The 16,049-nt window shown below is 42.9% G+C and carries 16 protein-coding genes and 1 pseudogene; 15 read left to right on the top strand and 2 right to left on the bottom strand.

The window, feature by feature from the left end; all coding sequences use genetic code 11:
• Window positions 1-2 precede the first annotated feature (2 nt).
• The 12 genes and pseudogenes from HY960_09985 to HY960_10040 all read left to right on the top strand — a co-directional run bounded on the left by HY960_09985 (window position 3) and on the right by HY960_10040 (window position 9,735).
• Window positions 3-881 (top strand): hypothetical protein, encoded by an 879-nt coding sequence (locus HY960_09985; protein ID MBI5216069.1) that lies wholly within the window; start codon window positions 3-5, stop codon window positions 879-881.
• A gap of 5 nt (window positions 882-886) precedes the next feature.
• On the top strand, window positions 887-1,432 hold the full coding sequence (gene rsmD / locus HY960_09990; protein MBI5216070.1) for a 16S rRNA (guanine(966)-N(2))-methyltransferase RsmD: 546 nt from the start codon (window positions 887-889) through the stop codon (window positions 1,430-1,432).
• Between the two features lie 19 nt (window positions 1,433-1,451).
• Entirely contained in the window at window positions 1,452-1,934 is a 483-nt protein-coding gene (gene coaD, locus HY960_09995) for a pantetheine-phosphate adenylyltransferase (protein ID MBI5216071.1), read from the top strand.
• 20 nt (window positions 1,935-1,954) lie between these two features.
• The gene (locus tag HY960_10000; protein ID MBI5216072.1) at window positions 1,955-3,154 is read left to right on the top strand and encodes a pyridoxal phosphate-dependent aminotransferase; all 1,200 of its coding nucleotides are present in this window, start codon (window positions 1,955-1,957) and stop codon (window positions 3,152-3,154) included.
• 58 nt (window positions 3,155-3,212) lie between these two features.
• Window positions 3,213-3,425 (top strand): hypothetical protein, encoded by a 213-nt coding sequence (locus tag HY960_10005; protein MBI5216073.1) that lies wholly within the window; start codon window positions 3,213-3,215, stop codon window positions 3,423-3,425.
• Window positions 3,422-3,796, top strand: a pseudogene (locus tag HY960_10010) (type II toxin-antitoxin system VapC family toxin). The gene HY960_10005 and the pseudogene HY960_10010 overlap by 4 nt, the downstream one beginning before the upstream one ends.
• Window positions 3,797-4,095: 299 nt before the next feature.
• Entirely contained in the window at window positions 4,096-4,827 is a 732-nt protein-coding gene (locus tag HY960_10015; protein ID MBI5216074.1) for a hypothetical protein, read from the top strand.
• Window positions 4,827-5,417, top strand: a complete 591-nt coding sequence (locus HY960_10020) for a molybdenum cofactor guanylyltransferase (GenBank protein ID MBI5216075.1) — start codon at window positions 4,827-4,829, stop codon at window positions 5,415-5,417. The genes HY960_10015 and HY960_10020 overlap by 1 nt, the downstream gene beginning before the upstream one ends.
• Window positions 5,418-5,588: 171 nt before the next feature.
• Window positions 5,589-5,840 carry a hypothetical protein gene (locus tag HY960_10025; protein ID MBI5216076.1) on the top strand — a complete coding sequence of 84 codons (252 nt, stop codon included), beginning with the start codon at window positions 5,589-5,591 and terminating at the stop codon, window positions 5,838-5,840.
• 8 nt (window positions 5,841-5,848) lie between these two features.
• On the top strand, window positions 5,849-6,877 hold the full coding sequence (locus tag HY960_10030) for a hypothetical protein (GenBank protein ID MBI5216077.1): 1,029 nt from the start codon (window positions 5,849-5,851) through the stop codon (window positions 6,875-6,877).
• Between the two features lie 119 nt (window positions 6,878-6,996).
• A complete protein-coding gene (locus HY960_10035; protein MBI5216078.1) occupies window positions 6,997-8,406 on the top strand; it encodes a YncE family protein in 1,410 nt (469 codons plus the stop codon).
• Window positions 8,407-8,424: 18 nt separating this feature from the next.
• Window positions 8,425-9,735 (top strand): hypothetical protein, encoded by a 1,311-nt coding sequence (locus HY960_10040; protein ID MBI5216079.1) that lies wholly within the window; start codon window positions 8,425-8,427, stop codon window positions 9,733-9,735.
• A 292-nt stretch (window positions 9,736-10,027) separates the two neighbouring features.
• Here the strand turns inward: HY960_10040 and HY960_10045 are convergent, their stop codons facing one another.
• Complete coding sequence (locus HY960_10045; protein MBI5216080.1) at window positions 10,028-10,324, bottom strand: type II toxin-antitoxin system RelE/ParE family toxin; 297 nt, start codon at window positions 10,322-10,324, stop codon at window positions 10,028-10,030.
• On the bottom strand, window positions 10,321-10,545 hold the full coding sequence (locus tag HY960_10050) for an addiction module protein (protein MBI5216081.1): 225 nt from the start codon (window positions 10,543-10,545) through the stop codon (window positions 10,321-10,323). The genes HY960_10045 and HY960_10050 overlap by 4 nt, the downstream gene beginning before the upstream one ends.
• A gap of 1,192 nt (window positions 10,546-11,737) precedes the next feature.
• Here HY960_10050 and HY960_10055 point away from each other — a divergent pair.
• Genes HY960_10055 through HY960_10065 form a run of 3 tightly spaced genes read left to right on the top strand, consistent with a single transcriptional unit; the run spans window position 11,738 to window position 16,037 of the window.
• Entirely contained in the window at window positions 11,738-12,829 is a 1,092-nt protein-coding gene (locus HY960_10055; GenBank protein ID MBI5216082.1) for a GHMP kinase, read from the top strand.
• Window positions 12,826-13,689, top strand: a complete 864-nt coding sequence (locus tag HY960_10060) for an NTP transferase domain-containing protein (protein MBI5216083.1) — start codon at window positions 12,826-12,828, stop codon at window positions 13,687-13,689. Before HY960_10055 ends, HY960_10060 begins: the two co-directional genes overlap by 4 nt.
• Window positions 13,686-16,037 (top strand): family 20 glycosylhydrolase, encoded by a 2,352-nt coding sequence (locus HY960_10065; GenBank protein ID MBI5216084.1) that lies wholly within the window; start codon window positions 13,686-13,688, stop codon window positions 16,035-16,037. The genes HY960_10060 and HY960_10065 overlap by 4 nt, the downstream gene beginning before the upstream one ends.
• Window positions 16,038-16,049: the final 12 nt, after the last annotated feature.

Consider the following 16,049-nt stretch of genomic DNA (forward strand, 5'->3'; position numbering starts at 1 on the left):
TTATGACAAAAGAAATTCGTGTTGGAATCGGGTTTTCAGGCGACAGGACACAAATCGTTGCCGCAGAATTCAGAGACGACGGAACCGACCTGAAATATCTGGATGAAATAGTTCGCCAAGACGAACTGCCTTTTTATTTTTTGCCTGAAACGATGGTGCAGGCATTGAAACCGTTCGGAAAGATTGCTAAAGTCGGAGTGAGTATGGAAATAGACCGCGCTGTGTTACAAACATTTCCGCTTGATGCTTCATTGACAACCGATGAACGCGAGGAACATCTTGATTGGGAATGGAAGAATTTTGTCCCTGAATTTTCTTCGGGGGAGTATCTCCGGCAAACGAGAATGTTGAAATCCAATAATGAAGAGACGCATGTTGTACTTTCAAGCATTCTCAAACATTCGTTGCTGAATGAAATAAAAGCGTCGTTTCAAAAATCAAATCTACAATGTGATACGATTGAATTACACACGTCAACTTCCGAACGTGCACTCCGCCTCGTTCATCCGGAAATTTCTACAAAAACAATTGCGCTTCTCAGTATATCTCATTTGCGGTTAGATGTTCTTGTGTTCGAATCGGGAGCGCTGACGATGCACAGGTATGCAATCGGGTTGGAACCAAAATCCGCCGTCGAGTTTTTAGCCAACGAATTACTTGACGTTTTACCCGAAACCATGTTTGTGTTTGGCGCCGCGCTTTCGTATGAATGGATTAAAGCATTGAAGTCATCGCTGGGTGTCATTGTTCCGTTAAATCCATTTAGAAAATTCCGTGTTACACCCGAAGTAAAAAACTTTTCCCGTTTTCTCGGTCATGAACATCGGTTCAGCGCGTGCGTGGGTTGTATGTTACCTGATTCCGGACGAAATTCTAAGTAACATTCATGAGAATCATCGCAGGTGAATTCAAAGGACGCACACTTGTTTCTGTCCGGGACAATAGTGTACGCCCCGCAACCGACCGCGTAAAAAGTACAATCTTCAATATGTTACAAAATCGTCTCCGGATTCATGGAGCGAATGTTCTTGATTTGTTTGCAGGAACAGGCAATTTGGGATTTGAGGCGCTCAGCCGCGGCGCCGCAAACACGGTGTTTGTTGAATCATCAAATAATGTTGTAAGAACAATTCAAAAAAATATTGAACTGTTGAAATGCGATGAACGAGCGGAAGTCATACAATTAGATGCACTGTATTATTTAAATTCATGCCGGGAAAAATTTGATTTGATTTTTGCCGACCCGCCGTACGCATACGAACAAACAAAAGAATTACCGTCATTAATTTTTGAAAAGAACTTGCTCAACAACGATGGTTTGCTTATCATTGAACACACGAAACACATAACATTTGAACAGTCTGACAAATTTCAACTTTCTGTACAAAAAGAGTTTGGACAAACGAGAGTTAGTTTCTTCAATCGTCAATGACTCAATCGTCAATGAAACAATGAAAATAAAAGCTATCTATCCCGGAACCTTCGACCCGATTACGAACGGTCATCTCGATATCATTGAGCGAGCGGCAGAGATTTTCTCTGACGTTATTGTTGCGGTCGCCCGGAACTCAACAAAGAATCCGTTGTTTACGGATGAAGAACGATTGGAAATGATTCGTTCATCGGTTCAGCATTTGAAGAATGTTCAGGTTGATTGTTTCGAAGGATTGCTTGTCGAGTACGCGAAAAAGAAAAAAGCATCCGTCGTGGTGCGAGGACTTCGCGCCGTCTCCGATTTTGAATATGAATTTCAAATGGCGCTGACGAACCGAAAACTTGCAGGAAAACTGACCACGGTTTTCCTCATGCCACATGAAAAGTACACGTACCTCAGTTCAAGTCTTGTAAGAGAAATTGCTCAACACATTGGCGATGTATCTGACTTCGTTCCGGAAATTGTTCTCAAAAAACTCAAGAAAAAATTCAAGCGTTAACAGTTCTTTGTAAGGGTATCATGAAATCCTGTTCTCTAAAAATCCAACAACTTGAAGAATCACAAACACTCGCGCTTACATCACTTGCCCGCAAATTAAAAGAGCAGGGAGTTGATGTTCTCAGTCTCACAGCCGGCGAACCGGATTTTCCAACGCCTGCACATATCAAGATGGCGGCAATTCAGGCAATTGAAGAAAACTTCACTCGCTACACTGCCAACGAAGGAATTCCGCAACTCATCAAAGCTATCACTCAAAAGTTCGAGAAGGATAATAATCTTGTTTTTCAACCCGACCAGATTGTTGTTTCAACTGGAGCGAAGCAGGCGATTTTCAATTCGTTGCAGGCAATTTGTAATCCCGGCGATGAAGTTGTTATCCCGGCGCCGTATTGGGTGAGTTATCCCGAAATGGTGAAGTTGGTGGATGCGAATCCTGTGTTTGTCAATGCGATGCATGATGCCGGTTTTAAAATTACTGCACGGCAACTTCGACAGGCAATTAATGCAAAAACAAAAGCGCTCATCTTTAACTCGCCTTCCAATCCGACCGGCGCTGTGTATTCACAAGGAGAGATTGAGGAACTTGCCGATGTGATTGCTGAAACAGGAATCTATGTTGTGTCGGATGAGATTTATGAGAAAGTTGTGTTTGACGGTGCGAAACATTTCAGCATCGGAAGCATCAAGCAAATTAAAGAGCAAGTGGTAACGGTGAATGGTGTTTCGAAAGCGTACTCGATGACTGGATGGCGTATTGGGTATCTCGGAGCGAAGAAAGAAATTGCACAAGCAGCGGCGAAGATTCAGAGTCAGGTAACATCCAATGCAAACTCGATTGCACAAAAAGCCGCAGTTGCTGCGCTCTCAAATCACTCTTCCGAACTTGGTGAAATGGTGACGGAATTTAAAAGGCGACGGGATTATGCAGTCGAACAACTCAAGCAGGTTCCCGAAGTCGAAGTGGATTTTCCCAAAGGAGCGTTTTTACTTTTTCCTTACGTCGGAGCGTTTGCCGGAAAGCGGCACAACGGAAAGGTGCTGAAAGATGATATGGACATCTGCCAATATTTAATTGAAGAAGAACATCTCGTGCTTGTTCCCGGCTCTGCGTTTGGAGCGAAGAATTATCTCCGACTCTCGTACGCCTGCTCAATGAAAGAACTTGAGGAAGGTGTGAAGCGGTTAAGAAGGGGATTGGAAAAGTTACGTTATCCTTGAAGTATGTTTGTTTCTATTTTGGTTTTTAAGGATATTACTACTAGAAAAAAGCAAAATTATGGATACCATAACACTTTCGATAAAAAATAAAAAAAAATTCGCTCCCTTCTTGGAATTACTCAAATTGTTTGATGTCGTAGAAGTTCAAAAAGCAAAACTTACAAAAGTCAAAAAGAAAAAGCGTGATATTTTCGAGTCAGCAGGTATGTGGGAAGGTAGAGATATTTCAATCGAAAAAATCAGAGCTGAAGCATGGTCAAAGAAAAAATGATTCTTTGTGATTCGGATGTTCTCATAGAACTTTATAAGCGAAATCCGAAGGTCATTGAAATCCTCAAGCAGGTTAAACAGGAACAAATGGCAGTCAGTTCAATAACTGTTGCCGAACTTGTATATGGCGCAAGGAACAAGAAAGAGCTTAATTAAATAATGAATGATCTGTCTGGTTTGACTATTATTCATCTTGATGAACTAATTTCAACTACATTTCTTGGATTAATGAATTCGTATGTTTTGAGTCATCGTTTAGAAATTCCGGATGCATTGATTGCCGCAACTGCATTGGTATATGATATCAAACTCTATACGAATAATGTTCGTGATTACAGATTTATCAAGGGACTGAAACTTTACAACTTCTGATTACAATTCAGTTCATTGTTCAACAAACACCGGTACCTGTTCATAATAGAAAGTCGTGTCGGTAACACTCTTCAGTTCCTTACTTTCCCCATTCATCAAATAAATATCATATTCTTTTTGAGTCACTTTAGGGTCATACCGGTTCGTTTCGGAAATTTGTTTCTTGGAAATTCGGAGCGCATTTTTTTATACCACTCGGAAGCAAGTCATCTGTATTTTTTACCGGAATTGTTTTTCACTACAGCTTTTAATAGATTTACCGGCGATAGACAAGTTCATCTTCACTACAGAACAATCACATGAAATATACTAAGCGGTCAGTCTGGTTTTTTCTGCTTTTCATTTCCGGCTTCTTGTTTCCGTTAACGAAGGCATCGGCACAACTTACTGCAATTGAACCACGACCAATTGGTGATTCAACGTATGCAAAGTGGGGACTGTTGTTAAGTTACCAACGATTTCAAAAAGAAGAAATGAACAATGTGTACGATGGAATTTTCGGAATTCATATCGGCAGAACTCAGTGGTTGTGGGAGATGTTTGGTTTGCGCTTAACGGGAGGAGTGGTTGGTGGAGAAGGAGTACCGATTCTCCAGGATACATCATGGCAATTTAATTCCGGCGACGTGGGATTTTGGGCGATCAATCTTCAGGCGTCAGTAGTTGCCCGATTCACCGGAGGAAATCCTCATGAAACTATCACACCCTTTTTGGGAATCGGAGTTGAAGGATATGGCGGCATAGAAAAATTATCTGTTTCCTTGATTCGGGTGGATACCAGTGTTCGCGGCGATGCGTCTGCGTTAGTCGGTCTTGCAGGCGGTCATGCAATGGCGGGAGTGTATATTCCGCTTACTGCCAATAATGCAATGCAGGTAGAAGTAAAATATCTCTACACGATTGACGGTTCTTACAAAGATATACTCTCTCAGGAAAACAAAGCAGAGTTTCAGCGGAAAATTTATTCGGTTGTAAAACGACCGATGTTCAACTTCTCCGGTATCGGTGCGAGTTTGATGTTCTTCTTTTAGTGAAGCGACGAACAGACATCAGCGGGGCAATTCTGGCAGGAGGAAAAAGTACTCGCATGGGAAAAGAGAAGGCTCTCCTTCATTTACATGGCATTCCATTTATCGAACGAATTGCAAACACACTCACCGAAATATTCGGAAATGTTTTTCTCGTTGCCGATGAATCTTCGCGTTTCGAATTTCTCCAACTTCCTGTTGTTCCCGATATGTACAAAGATTGTGGTCCACTTGGTGGTATTCATTCTGCGCTACTTCATGCTCCTACTGAAAGAGTATTTATTGTTTCGTGTGACACGCCGCTGATTCAATCTGAATTCATTTATTTTCTTCTTCAAAAAATTTCAGATGAAGACGTGCTTGTTCCTTCTCTTGGTTCATTTGTTCACCCGCTGTGTGGCTTCTATAAAAAATCAACCATGCAAAGTATAGAAGAACGGCTACAGGAAAAACAGTTTTCAGTGATGGACTTTTTACAGACGCGAAATTCAAGAAAAGTTGTGTTATCTGTTCAGGAGGGGATTCGGTTTGAGCAATCATTAAGAAATGTAAATACGCCTGAGGAGTATCAACAATGTATTACCTCAACCTGACTATTTCTTTCATCCATGAGAAGGGAATGTCATCTGTGAGAAGAAAATGTGTAAAAGCATGGATTTACTTCAATCTTGATTGAAAATCAACACCATGAGCCAGTTTCTATTGGCATAATGCTTGCCACTTTGAGAAAGGTTACTGACGTCTTTTCCGACGTAGTAGCAGGAATGGATTTCACAATTACTGATTTGTTCTTTAGAATCAAAACAAGCAAACAAAGTTTGATGAGCAAACTTCAACATTATTGGTATGCGAGTGACACCCGGAGGGTATCCGGTTGTTTCGAGGGTGACGGGTGCGGAACGTGTCTGACTGATTTCGGCATCGAAGGTACGGAACAGACGCCTTTGCCATGTTGGAAGAAGCATGTGAAATACAATCTCAACAGCAATCATCAATTCATCAATAGTTATCAATAGGGAACGCAATGAATTTCCGATACGAAGTAGAGCAAGAAGATTTTCGTCCACGCTTAATTATGTGGGAACTTGAACAGAGTAAAAACGGGAGCGTCGCGAGCGGAATCTTTCAAACAAAAGTTAAAACGCTGAATACGGAAGAATGTATGCAGACGCTCGAAAGTATCGCGCGGATGGCAAAACCTATCATCGTTTTTACAGGGTCGCATCTTCTCAAGAGGGAAGATATTTTTTCGATTGTCGAGTTCGGGCAAGGGCTTGGATTGAAAATGATTCTTGAAACTCCTCCGGAAGATATTACACAGGAATTACTTCGTCAATATGCAGAGTTTGGACCTCGGGTCTTTCGTATTTCAATTGATGGTTGCATCATTGAAGATATGGATACGCGGTTTCGGCGGACGACCGAGTTCTATACGCTCGAACGGTGCATTCGCCTCTTGAAAAGTGCAGGGTATGAAATTCATTTAGCAACAACGATTGATCGCCCCGTAGTTCGAGAGTTGGCGTTCGAGCATGATTATGCTTTTCGCCGCGCGGCACGCGGCTTATATTGTCACCTGAATTTCAATCGGGACAATCAACCCAAAGGAAAACAAAACGATTATACGGAAGAACAAATTGAAGAATATCTTGAAGCCATTGCCAAGATAAAACGGTTCAGTCCCGACAACATGTATTTTTCACCGCAATGTGTGCAATACGGATATGTCGGGTTTAATGAGTTATCATTCGAAAGCAATTCGCCTCTTGACAAAGAAAAAGGATTTCAGTGGCGGCATCTTTGTCTTGCGGGTAAACGATTTGCATACATTAGCGCGGACGGGAAGGTGCAGTTATGTAGTGGCCTCAGTGCAAATGCGGGTGATTTACGAATAACCGATTTCGATTTTCGGGAAGTATGGGAATCGTCGGATGTATTTCGAGGATTACGCGACTGCAGTAAATCGTGCAGGCAAATGCGCGAGCATATTCAGACAGAATATGCGTGTACCTGTTCTCAGTCGGAAGACCTCAGCGTAGAATACATGCTATAGTTTTCTTTCCTACACAACTTTTTCTTAGAATGTATGTACAGGTTCTCTGAGATGTTTATCATTTTATAAATCTGTTATTAATCATTGTCAAATTATTGAATATCATTGAAAGAACTTTCGTGAAACGAATTTTATTTTTTCTTCACCTTGTTGTTGTGTTGGTTGTTGTTCAATCATGTCGGGAGGATGAACAAATCGTTACGCCTGACTATGATTCTATCGTGACGATTTCCTACTCACAGCACGTTCAGCCGATTTTGCAGAACCGGTGTGCAACTTCCGGTTGTCATGATAATTCCACAAGTTCAGCCGGACTTTCCTTATCAAGTTGGCAACGGCTTATCAAAGGCTCAACTTTCGGAAATGTTATCGTCCCGTTTCGTGCGGAGAAAAGTTTGCTCACATATTTATTCGATGGAACAACGTTGCGTCGGCAACATCCTGCAATTTCTTCTCCGTTATCTCAGGCAGAAAGTAATTTCCTGAAGCGATGGATTACCGAAGGTGCGAAGAACGATGACGGCGCTATTCCGTTTGCACACTCGATGAAGAAAGTGTATGTCCCGAATCAACAGGAAGATAACGTTGCCATCATAGACCAGGATAGTTTGGTTGTAACACGATTTATTTCTGTTGGAAATTCATCGGCGGCGGAAGGTCCGCATTTTATTGTTGCGAATGACCATTTCTGGTATGTCTCGCTCATTAACGCGGGGCAAGTCTGGAAATTTGATGCACATGCGGATACATTGGTAAAGAAAGCAAGCGTTCTTGGCGCGCCTGCGTTACTTGCTCTCACCCCGGATGGAAGCAAGTTGTATGTTTCTCAGTTCATGTCATCGAGCACGAATAAAATTTCCGTCGTCAACACTTCTACCATGACACAAACGAGAACAATAAATGTTATGACAATGCCTCACGGAATCAGGATAAGCCATGATGGTACGAAAGTGTTCGTTGCCAACATGATGTCGGATTATCTTTCAGTTATTGAAGTTGCCACCGATTCAGTCGTTGCGGAAATCCCGCTTGCCTTTGATGCAAACCCGTTCGGACCGGTAAAATACTCTCCGATGGAAGTTGCTGTCTCGCCCGATGATAATTACTTGTTGGTAACTTGTTCGGATAATAATGAAGTGAGAATGTTTAACGCACACACGTACGCGTTAGTTGATTCGTTCCAAGTCGGACAACAACCATGGCATTTGCAATTCACGCCCGACGGAAATTGGTGTTATGTTACCAATCGTGAGGGGCATACGGTTTCTGTCATTCATATCCCGATGCGGCATGTGATGGAAACAATCACTGCAAACTCGCCCCGCTACTTCGACTACCCGCACGGGTGTGATATTTCATCAAACGGAAAATATATTTTCATCTCGAACGAAAATGCAACGCCCGGATATGTGCCGCGCTACGCGAACGATAACATCGGCAATGTCTGTGTTATTGATGCAGTTCTTAATCAAGTCGTCAAAGTTCTTGAGGTCGGGAAAATGCCGACCGGGCTTTGTGTTACTCAATAATCAACGATGGACAACACCATGAAACAATGGTTCACGTGCCTATCATTTCTTTTTGTTCTTTTGATTGCCGCCTGTAAAGAAGACGAACCGGCAATTGTACCGGTTCCTCAAACACCGAAATACAAACTCACGGATTTTACTCCGTCGTTGCAATGCTCGACCTGTCATCCGCAATACTATGATGAGTGGAGTGGTTCGATGCATCGCTATTCGACGAGCGACCCGATTTGGCGGCTTGCAAATAATTCCCTGCAAGCACACACCAACGGCGGTTTGGGGAAAGCATGTTTCCAATGTCATTCACCTATCGGCTGGCTGACTGATACGTACAAACCATCGTTTGAATTTTCAGAGTTAGACCCGCTTGTGCGTGAGGGAATCAACTGCGACATTTGCCATATTCTTCGTCCGCCGTTCAAAACAACCAATCAACAAATTGAATACACAATTCAACCCGGCAATATAAAATATGGTGTACTGTCGAATCCGGTTGCTAATGCCGCGCACGAAAACGGATTTGAACCGGCATACGACCGTTCGGAATCATGCAGGCAATGTCATGATTTGATTCTCAATGGCGTTCCGTTCGAAATCACGTTCACCGAATGGCAGAACAGCGCGTGGGGAGCGATGTCGGTCGAGTGCCAGAAGTGCCACATGAAAACTTATACCGGTCAAGCCGCTGTCGGCGGTCCCGTTCGGAACGATTTACATCGTCACACATTCGCCGGCGCCGATGTAGCGATAACAGATTTTCCATTCAGAGCGGAACAAAAAGCGGAAGTAGATTCCTTCATGAAGAACTCCGCTTCACTCAAACTTGATGTTCCGACGCAGGCAAATCTCTCCGATAGTGTTTCTGTCCATGTTACAATTTGCAATGATAAAACCGGGCATAACTTGCCGACGTCAGTATTTTTCAATCGCCAGATGTGGATTGAAGTTACGGTCTGGAAAGGAACAGACACAGTATATCGCTCCGGCCATCTCGATGCGAACGGAGATTTGATGGACAAAAACAGCGCGCTTCGCCCGAACGAAGACAAAGACCTTGCGTTGTTCAACGGGACACTGTACAAGGACGGACATGAAACAGGAATTCTTGTCGAACTTGATTCCGTGTACAATAAAACAATTCCGCCGTTCGGTTCGCACAAGGCAACATACAAATTCAAAGCGAATGCAACAGGATTTTGGAACGTCAAATCCCGTTTACTCTTCCGTCCGTTCGGACCACATTTGTTCCGTGCATTGGGTACGGAGGAGTTAGCCACGGAGTTGCCAATCTTCGAAATGGAATTGGACGAGCAACAGATTCAGATTCAATAACGCTTTGATGTGCAATCAAGAATTGGTTCGGATATGTTTTCCGAATTGATGATGACACATCAATAGGAGTATAAAGTTTTTGGATTGACAATTCCTTCGGTGCGTTTTTACGATGGAAGGAACGTTCGAACAAAGCGAAAAAGTTCTCACTCTGTATGGCAAGATGGATGATTTTATGACTGGTGAAATAACCTACACGCGGAACAAGTAACAGACCCCCTCTTTTTTGAAACGCACAGCGAACTAACCATGTTCACTGCGCGTTTTTTATTTATGAAAATCGGGCAAGAAATTACCTCATTCGCTTTCTTAACAACTTTGGATGTCGGCTTGTGTGTAAGATTGCAATGACAATAATTGTTTCTTCCTGAATAACGTAATAGAGCGCATACGGAAATTTTCTTAGTAATGCTCTCCTTGCAGTTCGATAAATTTCAGGATAGAGTTTGGGGTAACGCCGGATGTTGGAAAGGCAAATATCTAAAGAACGAAGAAATTCCCTGCCAAGCCCCGCACTTCGTTCTTCATACCAACGTACAGCATCAAGAAATTCATCGGCGGCTTCTTTCCAAAATTCAACTCTGCTCATTTCAATGAACGCGATGCATGAACTTTCAGTTCTTCCCAGGAAATAGTTTGTGAAGGAGATTTTTCTAAATCTTGAAGTCGTTGTTCGACAATTGCCTGATGTTCATCCGATAGCGGCAGTTCGTCAGGCTGTGCCTGAATACTATCCCACAAGTCTTCAACTAATTGCAACCGCTCATTCATGCTGAGTTGCATTATTTCTGTGTATAAGGGTGTGTTCATATTTTTTCTTTAAGGTAAGAATGTCAACATACATTTACAAATCCAAAATAAGGCACATATCAATCTTGGTTCGATCATATGTCCTCAGAAACAGGAATGTATTAGTTTTTGGATTGACAATTCCTTCGGTACGTTCTTCGGATGGCAAAATTCTGTCAGAGAATGGCTGTCTTCTGTTAGAGGATGATGAGTTTCTGTCAGAGGATGGCTGTCTTCTGTCAGAGGATGGCTGTCTTCTGTTAGAGGATGGCTGTCTTCTGTTAGAGGATGGCTGTCTTCTGTCAGAGAATGGCCATCTTCTGTTAGAGGATGGTTGTCTTCTGTTAGAGGATGATGAGATTATATCGTAGGATGATGTTCTAACGATTGAAGCGGTAGTTCGTCAGGCTGTGCCTGAAAACTATCCCACTGGTTTTTTACTTATTGCAACCGCTCATTCATGCTGAGTTGCATTATTTCTGTGTATAACGGTGTGTTCATATTTTTTTCTTAAAGGGAAGAAGGTCAACATGTTTACAAATCAGGAAACATGATTCTTTTCTGAACGGGTTCAGGATTCTGTTTTCTTCTTCAATGTTCATATGACACTGTTTTAGAAACACTACCACTACCCTACCGTTCTATGCCTTGAGAAATATTTTCTGAACTCTTAGAAACGTTTTCGAAGAACTTAACTTTCTTCCCTAAGTTCTTAGAATTCTTCTCTGAGTACTTTGGAATGGCTTCTCAGAACCTAACTTTTTTCCCAAAGCACTTAGAAATTTTTTCTGAGTACTTAGAAATGTTTTCTATGAACTTAAAAATCTTTGCTAAGTACTTAGAAATCTTCCCTAAGTTATAAAAACCTCAAAAATAGCCTGTTTTTGAGGTTGTCCTGTAGTTTTGCTCGAATCCTCGAAAAGCTCACTTTAGATTGATATTTCATTCAAAGCAGATGTGTTTCTGCCCGACAAGTGGATTTCATAATAAACCACTCTTGGGCAGACATGAACGTCATTTGACAAAACAAGTTTTTTTGTTCCTCGAAATCGTTCAGCGACAAACTCGAAGAATGTTGATTTGAATTATTGCCGATTGTTTTTTCAATTTTCTTTCTTTGATTTACCTCCGAGAAAAGATATATTCTTCCCGAACGAAATCCATTTTGGTCAATGAAATTGGCAGAGAATCATATCGAACAGATTCATAAGGCATGAGCAAACACATACCATCGCTCACTGTCTCAACCCCCGGGAGAATTTGCCTCTTCGGCGAGCATCAGGATTATCTCGGATTGCCGGTCATTGCCGTCGCCATTTCTCTCCGCGTCTCCATCGAAGGAAAACAACGAAACGATTCCACTGTCAGAATAGAATTACCGGACATCAAATCCCGTGTCAGATTCACACTCGACAAGCAGATGCGCTACCGGAACGGACGGGATTATTTCAGAAGCGGAGTGAACGTCCTTCGTCGAAATGGATTTAGTTTTTCGCACGGTTTTGATTGTGTCGTACGTGGAGAAATTCCCATTGCGGCGGGAACATCGAGTTCTTCTGCGCTGACCGTCTCGTGGAGTAAATTTCTTGCACGAATGAGCGACCAGAAGAAATCGTTGACTGCAAGGCAATGTGCCCAATTTGCATATCAATCCGAAGTGTTGGAGTTTCAGGAACCGGGAGGGATGATGGACCAGGTCACGACTGCGTACGGCGGGATTCTCCATCTCTCGTTTTTTCCCCGTTTGATTGTCAAACCGATTTCAGCAAACCCCGGAGCGTTCGTCCTCGGAGATTCTCAACAACCGAAGGAGACGATGAAAATTCTTGCACGGGTGAAACATCATGTGTTGGAAATTGTCGGTCGGTTGCAACAATCCAATTCGGGTTTTTCACTTCAAACGATTTCCACTGAAGAATGGAAACAAAACAACGTGAGCCTCAACAAGACTGACCAAACCTTGTTATCGGGGACGCTTCAGAATCGAGATATAACCATTGAGGCGTTGAACGTTCTTCAAAAGAAAAAACTTGATGAGCAAACGTTCGGAGCGTTGTTGTATCGTCATCAAACTATCTTACGCGATGTTTTGAAAATCTCAACAAAGAAAATTGACAGGATGCTTGATGCCGCGTTGAGTGCAGGCGCTCTCGGAGGAAAAATCAATGGCTCCGGCGGCGGCGGTTGTATGTTTGTCTATGCGCCAAGTAATACAGAACAAGTCGCAGAAGCAATCGAACGGGTAGGAGGCAAAGCATACATTATTCGGGTTGATGAAGGAACACGAATCGAGAACGTGAAATGAACGAGCCGAACATTGTCATCCTTGCCGGGGGGATTTCTTCACGTATGAAAAAAATGCCGGATAACACTAACGGCATCGAGCCGCAATTGCTGAAGGATGCGCTTGAAAAATCGAAGGCAATGATTGGAGTCGGGAACAATACTCGCCCGTTTCTCGATTATTTATTGAACTACGTTGAGCGGGCAGGTTATCGTCATGTTGTTATTGTCGTTGGTGAACGTGATGATTCGATTAGAAGGTACTATGATTTGAACGGCAAAAATCAATTTCCACTTTTAGATATTTCCTATGCTACTCAAACAATTCCGACGGGGAGAACAAAGCCGCTCGGAACCGCCGATGCGCTTCTTGCCGCTCTTCGTTCAAAGCCGGAGTGGAAGGAACAATCATTCACGGTGTGCAACAGCGACAATCTGTACTCTGTGAACGCGTTGCAATTGCTGTTAAAAGAGACACACGCAAACGCACTCATTGATTATGACCGCGCCGCGCTTCGGTTCGATGAAGAACGAATTCTCGGATTTGCCGTCATCAAAAAAGATGAACAAGGATTTCTCACTGACATAGTTGAAAAGCCAACCGCTGAGGAAATCAATCAAGCAGAAGATTCATCAGGAAGGATTGGCGTGAGTATGAATATTTTTCGTTTGACGTATGAGGATATTCTTCCATTTCTCGAAACGATTCCGCTGCATCCTGTTCGCAACGAGAAAGAACTTCCCGTTGCGGTGAAGATGCTTGCACAGTCTCAGCCGAAATCCGTATGGACAATTCCGCTTGCCGAGCATGTCATTGATTTGACGAACCAATCAGATATTCCGATTGTGAAGGAGTATTTACAAAAGCATTTTTTGTCATGAAGTATTACGCGTTTTTAGTTGTCTTTTGTTTTTTCTGTTTGAATTATACCGGAGATGCAAGAACTCTCAAAATAAAAAAATATCTCCCTCCGAGCATTATACCTCAACCTGCAAAGATTGAATTCCATAAGGGACATTTCGAAATCAACAAAAGAACGATTATTGTCGCTGATGCAAATTCCCAAACCAACAATGAATTCTTTCGCTCAATCAGGTTTCTACGTGAAAAAACAAGATTACCTTTACGGATAGCCAAAAACAATAAAACAGGAAAATCAAATTTTATTCGTCTACAATTCGTCAACGACCAATCTTTAGGTGAAGAAGGATATAGGGTTGCAGTGCACCTCGACTCGGTAATTATACAATCACATCATTCGAAAGGATTGTTTTATGCCGTCCAGTCTTTGTCACAATTGGCTTCGCAAGCAACAAGTATCACAATAAATAAACGAATACTGAAATGGTTTATTCCAAGTGTGTCAATCGTTGACACTCCCCGTTTCAAATGGCGCGGAATGCATCTCGATGTCAGTCGGCATTTCTTTCCGAGAAAATTTATCTACACCTATCTCGACATGCTTGCGATGCACAAGTTCAATGTGTTTCACTGGCATTTGACTGATGACCAAGGGTGGCGAATCGAAATTAAAAAATATCCGAAGCTGACGGAAATAGGTGCGTGGCGCGTTGACAGAGAACATCAAAACTGGGATTTCCGAGACCCGCCGAAAGATAACGAGCAAGCGACCTACGGCGGATATTACACTCAGAATGAAATCAAAAAGATTGTGAAATACGCGGCGGAACGAAACATCACCATCGTTCCTGAAATTGAAATGCCCGCGCATACAACAGCAGCACTTGCCGCGTATCCCCAATATTCCTGCACGGGCGGACCGTTCAAGGTTCCTCCCGGCGGCGTTTGGCCCGTCACTGATATTTATTGTGCGGGAAACGACAGTACTTTTTATTTTCTGCAAGATGTTCTCACGGAGGTAATGGACTTGTTTCCCGGAACGTACATCCATATCGGAGGCGATGAAGCGGATAAGAAAGAATGGCGGGCGTGTCCGAAATGTCAAAAGAGAATGAAAGATGAAGGACTGAAGGATGAATCGGAACTTCAAAGTTATCTCGTCAAACGAATTGAAAAGTTTATTGTGTCAAAAGGTCGCCGGATGATTGGCTGGGATGAAATTCTCGAAGGCGGACTCGCACCGGACGCTACAGTGATGTCGTGGCGCGGAGTAGAAGGCGGAATAACGGCAGCGCGACAAAATCATGATGTTGTGATGACACCCGGCTCGCATTGTTATTTCGATTATTATCAGGGACCGCGTGAAAGTGAACCGCTTGCGATTGGAGGATTCACTCCGCTTAGTAAAGTGTACTCGTTTGAACCGGTGCCTGAAAGTTTGACAACTGAACAAGCAAAGCATGTTCTCGGCGCACAGGCAAATGTCTGGACAGAATATATTCCTACTCTGAAACACGCACAGTATATGACACTTCCTCGCATGGCGGCGATGGCGGAAGTTCTCTGGTCGCCGAAAGAGTCACGCAATTGGAATGATTTCTCCCAACGTTTGGAAAAACAGTTTGAACGGTACGAAGCGGCGGGATACAACTATGCAACGACAGCGTACCTTGTTTCAATTGCACCGACGATAGATACGTTGACGAAACGGGTTTCGGTTTCCTTATCGAAGGAAATGGCTAACGGAGAAATCCGGTACACACTTGATGGAACAAAGCCGACAGCGCGCTCACCAATCTACAAAGAGCCGTTCATTGTAAATCAAACCTCCGTAATTCAGGCAGGAACATTTGTTGATGCCGAACTTCTCAGCAAGTTCACAGAGCGAAAAATACTTTTCCATAAAGCAATGTTCAAGAATGTTACCATCACGTATCCGTATGAGCGATATGGCGACGACCAAACATTAACAAACGGACTTCGCGGCGGAATAGCTTTCAACGACGGAAACTGGCAAGGCTACCATCAGAATGATTTTGAAGCCGTGATAGATTTGGGCGATGTAACTTCCATTTCATCCATTTCAGTGAACTTTCTTCAAAATACCAAATCGTGGATTTTTCATCCGCAATCGGTCGAAATTTCTGTGTCAACAGACTCGGTCAATTTTCAAACAGTGCGAAGAACAGAAATACCGGTTGCAAAGAAAAACGAAGAGCCAAGTATGAAAGAAGTGCAACAGGAGTTTCCAAGTATCAACGTTCGTTACGTCCGTGTGAATGCAAAGAATGTTGGACTGTGTCCCGACTGGCACATTGGAAGAGGGGACAAGGCGTGGTTATTTGTTGATGAAATTATTGTTGAGTAACTCTCTAATGGA

The organism is Ignavibacteriota bacterium, from assembly GCA_016212665.1.
Lineage (GTDB): Bacteria > Bacteroidota > Ignavibacteria > UBA10030 > SZUA-254 > FW602-bin19.

Coding starts and splice junctions, on each gene's coding strand:
- HY960_09985 (MBI5216069.1), top strand. CDS start 3: ATGACAAAAGAAATTCGTGTTGGAATCGGGTTTTCAGGCGACAGGACA.
- rsmD (MBI5216070.1), top strand. CDS start 887: ATGAGAATCATCGCAGGTGAATTCAAAGGACGCACACTTGTTTCTGTC.
- coaD (MBI5216071.1), top strand. CDS start 1,452: ATGAAAATAAAAGCTATCTATCCCGGAACCTTCGACCCGATTACGAAC.
- HY960_10000 (MBI5216072.1), top strand. CDS start 1,955: ATGAAATCCTGTTCTCTAAAAATCCAACAACTTGAAGAATCACAAACA.
- HY960_10005 (MBI5216073.1), top strand. CDS start 3,213: ATGGATACCATAACACTTTCGATAAAAAATAAAAAAAAATTCGCTCCC.
- HY960_10015 (MBI5216074.1), top strand. CDS start 4,096: ATGAAATATACTAAGCGGTCAGTCTGGTTTTTTCTGCTTTTCATTTCC.
- HY960_10025 (MBI5216076.1), top strand. CDS start 5,589: ATGGATTTCACAATTACTGATTTGTTCTTTAGAATCAAAACAAGCAAA.
- HY960_10030 (MBI5216077.1), top strand. CDS start 5,849: ATGAATTTCCGATACGAAGTAGAGCAAGAAGATTTTCGTCCACGCTTA.
- HY960_10040 (MBI5216079.1), top strand. CDS start 8,425: ATGAAACAATGGTTCACGTGCCTATCATTTCTTTTTGTTCTTTTGATT.
- HY960_10045 (MBI5216080.1), bottom strand. CDS start 10,324: ATGAGCAGAGTTGAATTTTGGAAAGAAGCCGCCGATGAATTTCTTGAT.
- HY960_10050 (MBI5216081.1), bottom strand. CDS start 10,545: ATGAACACACCCTTATACACAGAAATAATGCAACTCAGCATGAATGAG.
- HY960_10055 (MBI5216082.1), top strand. CDS start 11,738: ATGAGCAAACACATACCATCGCTCACTGTCTCAACCCCCGGGAGAATT.
- HY960_10060 (MBI5216083.1), top strand. CDS start 12,826: ATGAACGAGCCGAACATTGTCATCCTTGCCGGGGGGATTTCTTCACGT.
- HY960_10065 (MBI5216084.1), top strand. CDS start 13,686: ATGAAGTATTACGCGTTTTTAGTTGTCTTTTGTTTTTTCTGTTTGAAT.